General features: G+C 44.4%; 12 protein-coding genes. All 12 read left to right on the forward strand.

Annotated features, from left to right (window positions below; all coding sequences use genetic code 11):
* Positions 1 to 26: 26 nt before the first annotated feature.
* The 12 genes from KKE17_10645 to KKE17_10700 all read left to right on the forward strand — a co-directional run bounded on the left by KKE17_10645 (position 27) and on the right by KKE17_10700 (position 10,653).
* Positions 27 to 1,007: a 4Fe-4S binding protein gene (locus tag KKE17_10645; GenBank protein ID MBU1710450.1), complete on the forward strand. Its 981-nt coding sequence runs from the start codon at positions 27 to 29 to the stop codon at positions 1,005 to 1,007.
* A complete protein-coding gene (locus KKE17_10650) occupies positions 1,004 to 2,275 on the forward strand; it encodes a 2-hydroxyacyl-CoA dehydratase family protein (GenBank protein ID MBU1710451.1) in 1,272 nt (423 codons plus the stop codon). Before KKE17_10645 ends, KKE17_10650 begins: the two co-directional genes overlap by 4 nt.
* Before the next feature lie 216 nt (positions 2,276 to 2,491).
* Entirely contained in the window at positions 2,492 to 3,307 is an 816-nt protein-coding gene (locus KKE17_10655; protein ID MBU1710452.1) for a CoA activase, read from the forward strand.
* On the forward strand, positions 3,297 to 3,911 hold the full coding sequence (locus tag KKE17_10660; protein ID MBU1710453.1) for a sulfite exporter TauE/SafE family protein: 615 nt from the start codon (positions 3,297 to 3,299) through the stop codon (positions 3,909 to 3,911). The genes KKE17_10655 and KKE17_10660 overlap by 11 nt, the downstream gene beginning before the upstream one ends.
* A gap of 1 nt (position 3,912) precedes the next feature.
* Entirely contained in the window at positions 3,913 to 4,338 is a 426-nt protein-coding gene (gene exbB, locus KKE17_10665; GenBank protein MBU1710454.1) for a TonB-system energizer ExbB, read from the forward strand.
* Complete coding sequence (locus KKE17_10670; GenBank protein MBU1710455.1) at positions 4,328 to 4,705, forward strand: biopolymer transporter ExbD; 378 nt, start codon at positions 4,328 to 4,330, stop codon at positions 4,703 to 4,705. The genes exbB and KKE17_10670 overlap by 11 nt, the downstream gene beginning before the upstream one ends.
* Entirely contained in the window at positions 4,702 to 5,505 is an 804-nt protein-coding gene (locus KKE17_10675; GenBank protein ID MBU1710456.1) for an energy transducer TonB, read from the forward strand. The genes KKE17_10670 and KKE17_10675 overlap by 4 nt, the downstream gene beginning before the upstream one ends.
* Before the next feature lie 256 nt (positions 5,506 to 5,761).
* A complete protein-coding gene (locus tag KKE17_10680; protein ID MBU1710457.1) occupies positions 5,762 to 6,706 on the forward strand; it encodes a Fic family protein in 945 nt (314 codons plus the stop codon).
* Positions 6,707 to 6,789: 83 nt separating this feature from the next.
* The gene (locus KKE17_10685; protein MBU1710458.1) at positions 6,790 to 6,921 is read left to right on the forward strand and encodes an energy transducer TonB; all 132 of its coding nucleotides are present in this window, start codon (positions 6,790 to 6,792) and stop codon (positions 6,919 to 6,921) included.
* Positions 6,922 to 7,163: 242 nt separating this feature from the next.
* Positions 7,164 to 8,444 (forward strand): peptidoglycan-binding protein, encoded by a 1,281-nt coding sequence (locus KKE17_10690; protein MBU1710459.1) that lies wholly within the window; start codon positions 7,164 to 7,166, stop codon positions 8,442 to 8,444.
* Positions 8,445 to 8,768: 324 nt separating this feature from the next.
* A complete protein-coding gene (locus KKE17_10695) occupies positions 8,769 to 9,371 on the forward strand; it encodes a hypothetical protein (GenBank protein MBU1710460.1) in 603 nt (200 codons plus the stop codon).
* Positions 9,372 to 9,585: 214 nt separating this feature from the next.
* Entirely contained in the window at positions 9,586 to 10,653 is a 1,068-nt protein-coding gene (locus tag KKE17_10700; GenBank protein MBU1710461.1) for a hypothetical protein, read from the forward strand.
* The last annotated feature ends 168 nt before the right edge of the window (positions 10,654 to 10,821 follow it).

Consider the following 10,821-nt stretch of genomic DNA (forward strand, 5'->3'; position numbering starts at 1 on the left):
AGATCGGACTCTTTACAACGCCATCAATGAATAAGTTTCGTAAATGGATCAACAATACAGATATCAACCGGTTCCGTTTCTGGTTCCAGTTGGCAAGTTTTATTCTGCTCATTTATGGAGGATTGCTGGCAATCAATATCGGCGACCGATTGCCGACCTTTGCCTGTGTGTTTGATAATCTTCGGGGCGGCTCCTGCTATCTCATGGGATTTCAGCATCAGACCAATATCCCTTTCAAGCAGATTTTCTCAGGCAGAGGCATAGGCCTGTTTATCGGGCTTGCCACCTTTATCGGTTTTTTTCTGTTATTCAACAAGGCCTGGTGCGGTTTTGCCTGTCCTTTGGGCGCGTTGCAGGACTGGATCACCATGATCCGCAAAAAAATGAACATCCGCTACAGCGTCTATTCGAAACCGGAATTTGCCAGGCTGAAAACGATCAAATACTTCCTGCTCGCCCTGCTGATTCTGATTCCGCTGGGCATGAGCAATTCGGTCTTCGGTCTGCCAAAGCTCAGCCATGATTTTGCCATACCGTTCTGCATGATCTGCCCCGGCCGCACGCTTCTGCCGGTTTTTACCGGTGATTTTTCACAACTGGCCATTGATTTCAGCTCAAAAACCAAGCTGGTTTTTACGGCGCTGGGCATGGCGATAACCGGATTATTCTTAAGTGGTTCATTTTTCAAGAAACGCTTTTTCTGTCTTTTCTGCCCGATGAGCGCCTTTCATTACATTTTCCATAAGGCCGCAGTGCTGCGACTGAGCAAGGATGGCGAAAAATGTACGCAATGCGGCAACTGCTACCGGGTCTGCGATGTGGGAATCCGCGATATTGCAGAAGACATTGTAAGCAGAAATATTGTCAAGGATGATTGCATGATGTGCTTTAAATGTGTTGCTGCCTGTCCCGAGGAAAACTGTCTCAGTGTGAACCTTTATGGGATCCCGGTTTACGATTCCACCGCAGAAGGATTTTTTGAACGGATGTCCAGGAGGAATAAATGAACACTGACCGTGCAGAACGAGTGAGAAGATCAACCGCGCTTCATATTTCAATGGAAATCGACAGCGTTCTTCAGAAAATCGAAGGCGAGTTTTATGATAATCCCGCGGCCATGATCTATTTTTATGATTTTTTCAGAACGTATCTCTCGGAAAAATTCTTTACTCCGTCAATACCGGTTATCGGCACAATGTGCGTCCAGGTTCCTGATGAAATCATTTATGCACTTGGCGCCAGACCGCAAAGGATTTGTTGCGGCATTTCCACCTGCGAGCAGGTGGGTGCTGAATTCATGCCGTCGAAAGCCTGCCCGGTTGTCAAAGCCACCACCGGAAACCTTTCGGCAAATAAGGAGATTCTCTCCAGATACTTCAGCGCAATCGTCATTCCCTCTACCTGCGATCAGAAGCGGAAAAGCGCCGAAACTCTTTCTGCAATGGGTTACAAGGTGATCATGCTTGAAATGCCCCTCACCAGAAACAGTGATATGGCCGTGCAGTACTGGCATGAATCAATAAAGAAACTGGTCATTGATCTTCAAAAAGTCACTGGCAAGACATTAACCTCTAAAAATCTTCAAGGGGCCATCGGCAAAGTCGGTCAGGCACAAAAAGTTTTCCGTGAACTTTATGATTTGAGAAAATCCGACCCGCCGGTAATAACCGGCAAGGATGTTTTGATGGTCAACAACGCCTATTTTCTTGATGATATAGAGAGCTGGACCGATGCGGTATCCACACTGAATTACGAACTGACAAGATGCAAAAAAAAATCCATGCATGTTGGACTTAAAAATGCTCCAAGGATTCTGCTCACCGGATCACCGCCGATTTTTCCCAACCTCAAAGTTCCTTTGATGCTGGAACAATCAGGCGCAGTAATCGTTGCCGATGAAGTCTGTTCTTCAACCAGGCTTCTTTACGACACTGTTGCCTATGATGAACCAAAGCTCTATGACATGGTCCCGGCTATTGCCGATCGCTATCTCAAAGCCAGCACCTGTCCATGCTTTACACCCAATGATAATCGCCTTCGGAGACTTCTGGAAATGACCAGGGATTTCAGGGTTGACGGCGTTGTCTATCAGGCTTTCTCCGGATGCATGCCCTATGAAATGGAACAGAAGAAGATAAACGACATGCTGGCCGCCCACGGCATTCCCATGCTCTATGTTGAAACGGATTACAGCCCCGAGGACCAGGGGCAGCTTTCAACCAGGATCGAAGCGTTTATCGAATCAATAAAAGCCAGAAACCGCAAAGCATCCTGATAATGACCTGCTCTGCGACAAGGAATGCAAGGTCTCCGAGCTGCCTGGGATTAGAAGTCCGAATCCAGGAGCCAGAAGTCCGAAGAAAGAAGAGGTAAGTACATATTGGATTTCAGGTCGTTCTGGATACAGACTCCTGGCTCCTGGATTCCGGGCCAAGACGCATCAAGCTGTTGAGTATTGGCCCCCAACAAAGGATAATAAGGTGAATTAACCATGAAATATTTTGCTGGAATTGATATAGGATCAACCTCGATAAAAATTGTCATAATCGACAAATCCGGAACCGTAATCGCCCATAAAACCGCTGCTACCGGCAGCCTCTTTAACAAGAATACCCTGAAGGCCTTTAATGATCTCCTTGTTGATAAGAAGATCGCCAGATATGAGATTGGCTATGTTGTATCAACCGGTTACGGCAGAAAATTATTCAAGGACTCCGATGAATCAATCAGTGAGATTACCGCAAATGCAATGGGCGCGAGAAAAATTGCCGAGGCAACCGGTGTTCGGACAATAATCAATATCGGCGGCCAGGATCTCAAGGTCATTCACCTTGACGAGGCAGGCCATATCATCAATTTTGCGATGAATGACAAATGTGCTGCCGGCACCGGACGTTTCCTTGAAATGACCGCCCGGAATCTTGAGATAGAGGTCGATGAATTGGGCGATTATCACCTGAACAATTCCGGCATTCCCATTACGATCAACAGCACCTGTACGGTTTTTGCCGAATCAGAGATCATCGGTCTTATGGCCAATGGCCGTTCCAAAGAAGAAATTGTTGCAGGTATTCATTACTCAATCGCCCGAAGAGTAGCACGCCTGGCAAGAAGATTCGGAGTGCAGGAAACGGTGTTTTTTGATGGCGGACCTGCCCTGAATCAAGGACTGATTCAAGCGTTGGAAGATGAACTGATGTGCAGTGTCATTGTTCCTGAAATGCCACAGATCACCACGGCGTTGGGGGCAGCACTCATTGCCAGAAATGCATTTATTGATGAAAAGGAAAACGTCAATGCTGCATGAAACTCTGTCTATTTTTGTTCTGGGTACGATCAGCGGAATAACTGTTTGCAGTTTTTCCTGTCTACCTTTTCTAGGTCCTTTTTTATTGAGCACTGGGCAAGGGTTTAAAGACGGAGTATCATCGACGGCACTTTTTATTATCGGCAAGATTGCGGCGTACACTGTTTTAGGGTGTCTGGCAGGTTTACTGGGGCAGGTCCTGGCTTTTGAATCATCTGGTGCAATGCGTTTTATTCTTGGTGTGCCGCTTATCATAACCGGTTTGTCACTGCCGTTTATACATAAAGCAGGATGTGGAAAGTGTCACGGCAGATCAATATCATTCTTCGGACTGGGCCTGATTACAAGTCTGGTACCTTGCCCCGCGCTTACCGCGGTATTTGCTCTGGCGGCGAAAGACGGCAGCATTCTTAATGGCGCCCTGTATGGATTGTCATTCGGTTCAGGGTTGATCATCTCGCCACTACTTATAATCGGCGGCGGGTTGTCAGTGATTTCTTCAAAAATTAAACTGGAAGCAGCCAGAATCATGCCGGCAATACAAGTCATCAGCTGTATAATAATGGTTCTTCTGGGTACAAGAATACTATTTACGGAGGCATAGGATGGAGTGGCTTAAATACACCATAGATTACGGCATCATTGGTCTTCTGGTGATCATGAGTTTTGTGGCCGTGGCAATAGCTGTGGAAAGATTTCTTGCCTATAAAAAGATACAGATAAGTGATTTTGCCGACAAACGAGAACTGGAGCTGTTTCTCACCGGGCGCTTGCATCTTATTGCAACCATCGGCAGCAATGCCCCCTATATCGGGCTGCTTGGTACGGTGCTGGGCATCATGCTGACCTTTTACACCATGGGCAAAACCGGTTTCATGGATACCGGAAAAATCATGGTGGGCCTTGCCCTTGCCTTGAAGGTCACCGCCGCAGGGCTCATTGTCGCGATTCCGGCCATTGTTCTCTACAATCTTCTGCAAAGAAAGGTTCGCGTTTTACTCCTGCAATGGGACATCGCAAATGGAAGATAAAGGCTTTGATACGATAAATGTCATCCCGCTGGTTGACGTGATGCTGGTACTCTTGACCATAGTGCTCACCACATCGACTTTTATTGCGGTGGGAGCAATCCCTGTCCAGTTGCCGCAGGCATCTGCCGCAGCGGAACAGCAATTAAAGAGCACGACGATCTCCATTGATAAGAGCGGCAGTATTTTTCTGGATAATCAACTGGAATCAAAGGCCAGCCTTCGCAAAAACATGATTTGCAAGTCCAGAGAAATTCCTGTGGTGATAAGGGCTGACAAGGATATCGCCCTGCAATTATTCGTCGATGTAATGGATATTGTCAAGGATCTGGGCTTTCAGAAAGTAAGCCTGCAAACGGAAAAGACATGACACGAAATCACTTATCCGCATACGGCTTTTCATTTATCTTTCATGCCGTATTTATTGCCTTGATATTCACTCTTGGCAATCTCTTGCCATTGGAGCAAACCCCGCTGGTCATTGATTTCAGCATCCTCAGCGGCAATGAATCCGTGCCGGTCATTAATCCAGCTGCCAAGCCTGAACAACCGAAAGTTGTGAAACAGATCCAGCCTGCGACACCAAAACAAAAGAAGATTGTCAAAAAGCCGCCGAAGATTGAAGAAAAGAAGATTGTGGCGGTGAACAAACCTGAGCCCCTTCCCATAGCTCCGGTCATTGAAGAAAAACCAATGGAAAAAGAAATCGTTGCTGAAGTTGAACCAATTAAACCTGAAATTGCCGAACAAACAGAAATGGAAGAAATAATTCCATTGCCGGATGCGGAATTTGCTGAAAACCAGACACCTTCTGACGTGCCTCCAATGGAAGCGGTCAACAATTTCAACGATGCGGCGTTAAATGAAAAAGCTTCCTACGGATACTCAAAACAACAGTATCTGAAAGCCCATTTTGACTACATCAAGAATGACATCCAGAAAAAGGTTGTCTACCCGCGCATGGCAAGAAAAATGGGCTGGCAGGGCAGGGTGCTTCTATCTTTTGTTGTTTGTGAAGACGGGTCGATCAAAGATGTAAAAATCATCGAAAGTTCTGGTTATTCCCTGCTTGATGCAAATGCCGTGAAAACCGTTCAATCCGCTGCACCATTCCCGGTTCCGCCGATCCGTGCTGAAATCATCATCCCCATCTCTTATGCCCTTGTCTGAATTTTCCAAATCTGGTTGAAAACCTATCGTTCATATGCAATCTGCCATTTCTTGAGCAGCACGCGAACCCTTGTTTTGGGGGGATCCATCTAATATTTCAAGCTTCCAGAATAAATGAAATGTTGCGTCAAGAAGAGTCAAGCAAAGACCAGACCTCCTGAGTTATGCCGCCATTCTGTCCTTTTTGTTTCTTTGCACACCTGGGTTAATATGGTATACGTATAATAATCAAACAAACCATATTAAAGGATGAGTGATGAACTATATTTCCTCTGAAATCCTGAACCGACTGGATGAAAAACTGTCCAGGTTGAATTCCTTCCGGCCCTTGCCGCAAACTGCTGTCCGTAAGCTGCAGGAACAATTCGAACTGGAAATGACCTACAATTCAAATGCCATTGAGGGCAACAGTCTGACTCTCAAGGAAACCTTTCTGGTCATTAACCAAGGCCTGACGATCAAAGGAAAACCTCTCAAGGATCACTTGGAGGCCAAGGGGCACACAGAAGCACTTGAATACCTCTATGATTTGACAGCCCAAGACCCCCCGGCCCCATTAACCGAAAGAATAATCAGGGAACTTAACGGGATTGTCATGCGCAACATTGATCAGGAATGGGCCGGCAGATACCGTAACAGTAATGTTATCATCGGCGGCGCCACATACACACCGCCGGAAGCCTTTGAAGTTCCCCGATTGATGGAGGAATTGCTCAGTTGGGCAAACAGCGCCGGGCAAAACCTGCACCCGGTTGAATTGGCCGCTGTTTTTCATCATCGTCTCGTGTACATTCATCCTTTTTACGACGGCAATGGCCGCACCACCCGGTTGACAATGAATGTCATCCTGCTCAAGGCGGGATTTCCATTGGTGGTGATCCTGAAAAACGATCGACGAAGATATTACCGTTTACTGGGTGAGGCCGACCGTGGCAACTTGAGACCCTTCGCCGGTTTTATCGCCCAGACGGCCCAAAGGACACTGGATATCTATCTGAAGGTGCTGACTCCGGACCGGAAATCCAAAGAGAAATTCATTGCCCTGGTCGATCTGGCGAAGCACTCCAGGTTCTCGGCTAAATACCTCAATCTCCTGGCCCGTGCCGGCAAGCTTGAAGCTCACAAGGAAGGCCGCAACTGGCTTTCATCAAAAGAGGCGCTCAGGAGGTACCTGGATGGGAGGGAAAGAAAAAGGAAATAATCCAACAATGCATTCTGCCTCTATGCCTTCCTGAAAAAAGTTGTCTGCCCGCTCATGGCAAGAAGAATGGGCTGGCAGGGCAGGTGCTGGTTTCTTTTGTTGTTTGTGAAGACGGTTCGATCATTGATATAAAAATACTTGAAAGCTCCGGATATTCCCTGCTTGATACAAATGCCATAAAAATTGTTCAAAAGGTTTCCAAAATAAATCTTTAGTTGTGTTGAAATAAGATTCGTTACGTATAGTTGGCATAAATTTAAACCTGAAAAGTAGTATTTTTTAACTAAATTACAGGGGTTAGCGAAACAGAATAACTAGAACAGGTCAATAATGCCTGAGAACCCCTTTAATATCCGATAGCAGGGTAAAAGTGCCTGCCAATCATATGGTTGCTCCACTGATACGTTGGCTCGTGTTTGCCTATTGAGTGAACTGCCGGGTGAAATAGGATAAGAATATGATAAATGTGAAATATATTTTAGTATGCTTTCTTGGGATGTTTTTAATATTATTCGATCTACTCGGAATAATAAATACTGCTCTCGCGGCTAATGCTAACGTGCAAAGAACACAACAAATACTAATAGATTATGGATATAGACCTGGACCAGCGGATGGTCTTTTTGGCTTGAAGACACGTGCTGCATTAATGCAATACCAGAAAGATAAACATCTTCCTGAAACCGGCCAGATTGATAAGAAAACGGCAATAGCTTTAGGAGTAGATATATATACGCCGAAGAAAAAGCAGAAATATCAACGAGAGAATATAGAAGCTCGTCAATCACAGTCTATGTTGATGTGGTTGGGACACTATACTGGTCCCATCAACGGTGTTACAGGACCAGAAACAATACAGGCAATAAACAGATTTCAAGTAAGCCAGAGAACGACCGATATTGGAGGTAAAACTATACCGCTGGTCGAAATCTTAAAGTCTGCCGTTCTAGCCAGAGATCGAAAGCCAAAATTAGAATGTACGCCAGATGTCAGAACGTCCGTACGATTACAGTCAAATCGGCTTTTCAGCTCCAACGCGGTCGAAAGAGCACTTGCTGCATACGAACTCGGAAAAATGCGCGAGGATGCCCTGTCTGCGATACCCTGCCTACTGAACTTGTTGGACGACCGTTCGAGCCTTGAATGGAGACAACCTGGCCAAGTTATAAACAGTTCAGGTGAAAGCACAAGTCCAAGTAAAGAAGCTGCGCATGCGCTCTCGAAGATGGGGTCTAAAGGCAACCAGGCACTGATCGCTGCATTCTACGTGTATTCTCTTGATTCGAAAAAGCATCCTAATATAGACATATTGGATTCAGTGATGGAGGGGCTGAACCGGATCGAAGGTAATGACGCAGTGGATGTCATGGTCGATGCACTATTTTCCGATAGGGTCTGGGATACCTTGAAAATACTTGCGGGGGAGTACCTGGCTCGTACAAAAGACTCTCGCATCCTTGAACCTCTCAGTCAAATAGTGATAGACAGAAACAAAACGCCAAAAACTACGCAAGCAGCGGCATTGGCCTTAGGTGAGTTGAGAGATCCCCGCGCAATTGATCCATTGATCAAGGCCATGTGGCTTGATCCGGGTACTTGCTGGAATACGATTCAAAACGTGCGGATACTTTGTCCAACAGCATCGAATAGCGCAGATGCTCTGAAGAAAATTACAGATCTCGATTTCGGTCATGACCGTGAGCTTTGGCGCAGTTGGCGAATGAAGAACCCTGACTAAAAACGGAAATAGGGGCCGTTCTTCAGATTATAAGTTTCTCCCAAATATAAAGAGGGAAAACTTCGACATCTTTTTTTCGTTCATTCAAAAGTCAACATGTCTCCCTAATGTTTTTACTAGGATAAACAACATTTGTTACGTATAGCTGCTATATCCAAACGCCTCGGCTCCCACCGGGGCGTTTTTGTTTCCACCATAAAGTTGCACTAATTTACTGGATAGGTTTTGCTACATAAAGTTGGCATCAGTTTAAACTTGAGATCGGGGAATTTATTTGTTCATTAAATGATGTGAGAGTTCATAGCTAAACAATTGGGAGAATAGATGAGAAAGAAAATCTTGCCTTTATTTGTTGTGTTTCTTTTGGTCGGGTGTGTCGCTGGTTTTCAAAAAGGACCCGAGTGGTTTAGTTCTCAAGGTATCCAACCGGAAAACATAAATAGCCAACAGTCTATTCATCGACTGATTGAATTGTTGAATTCTGAAGACCAACAAACCCAAAAGACTGCATTTAATATTTTGCGTCATGGGCAACCAGCACCTAAGGTCCGAGAAGGTGAAGTGATTTCTGAGGAACCCACTTATTTAGTTTTTAATCAGCCAAAGTTAACTCCAGAAATTGCAGAGGCTTTAGCCGGTTATTCCCAGAGAATTGGTGCTCCGCATGTGTTTTCCACAGCGAGTTACTTAACAGAAGAGAAACTGGGTAAATATTCTGTACCAGGTTTGATGGATGCTTTAAACAGCCCCTCAGCAGGTATTAGGTCTAATGCTGCAATCTGGTTGGGGAAGATTGGTCAAGATGCAGCACCGGCATTACCTATATTAGAAATAATATCAAAAAATGATAGGAGAAGAGTTCAAGCTAATGCAAAGGTTGCAATAAGAAAAATTCAGGTTGATGGATTACTTAAAGATCAAGAATAATTATTTTCGCGGTAATCCGGGACACAATACTGATTTCCAAAACTATAAATTCCTGAGATTCATCCAACGCCCTGGCACTGACCAGGGCGTTTTTGTTTCCAGGTGAAATAATATATTGCGATAAGTCTATCGGGCTGCTAGGTTTCTTGGCATAAGTTGGAACGGACACAGAAACCTTTTTTGATTATAATTTAGATGATTTAGGTTTTGATTAATGCTCATAAAACAAGGATATTGGGTTAAAAACCTATACCTGCAGAATAGAAAATCTCCCATCACTTACACTTATGGCGGCGCTCATTCCATAAAAGTATCGTTAAAACATGCTTCTAAGAAAAAATCACCCCGCAACAACGGAGACGATAAAAGTATTTGTCACGCATGGGGTAGTTTCAAACCTTCTGAAAAGATAAAAAAATATTTTGTTAGTATCTCCAACAATGAACTCCCAAGCGAGATGTCCAACGACCCAGAGGTATTAGAATATTTTAATGATACTGCGAAGACCGTTGAAAGGATTCATATTAAATATTTCCCTCAACCGTTTCAGGATTATTTGCGCAATGTTCGCACAGAATTAAGAGATATAATAAAACGTACAGTAGATATATTTATGTGGCGCTGTGGGATTCATGGGGGGCATAATCCATTGTCTGGCTATGGAATGTCGTTTTCTTTTGATGGAAAAATATGGTACGGCGAGCCTCCTGGAGCGACAGTCAGTTTCAGTTCCTTTGCTATTCATACTCCCCCAGAACAAGTAGCGATAATTATAAGGAAATTAATAAAATCAAAACATGACCAACCGTTAGGTCATCAAATGTTTAGAGAAGCTCAGTCTCTTAGAACTTCAAACCCACGAATTTCAATAATAGTCGCAATGTCAGCATTAGAGGTTGCAGCAAAAGAATGTATCTCGAAATTAAATCCAGAATCAATCTGGTTGGTCGAGAATTTACCATCACCGGATGTCAGAAAGTTAATTAATGAATACATTCCCAGGTTATTATGCAAAACGACTCTTGAAGGAATTTTACCACTGCCGGAATCATTAAACACATCCATTAGAAAAGGAGTCACGGTTAGAAACAGAATAATTCATCTAGGTCACCAGGCACCAAGTGGTGAATCAACAGATGAAATGCTATCTGCCATTCAAGAAGTAATATGGATTCTGGATTATTGTTGTGGTTATGACTGGGCGTTAAGATTTATCAGTAGAAATTCAGCGGATCATATAATGTCAAAAATCAAGACAAGTATTAACAACCCAATCCAGTGACACAATACAAATTTTCTTAATTACATCTTACTGCTATATCCAAACGCCTTGGCAATCTCCAGGATTATTCCCTTTTCATTATAAACTGAAAGGGGGAGGTCAAAAGGCATCCTCAATAGTCAAGGCAATCACATCTGTCATTCCTTCGGTTCCGGAACCCCCGGAACA

The sequence above is a fragment of the Pseudomonadota bacterium genome, from assembly GCA_018823135.1.
Taxonomy (GTDB): domain Bacteria; phylum Desulfobacterota; class Desulfobulbia; order Desulfobulbales; family CALZHT01; genus JAHJJF01.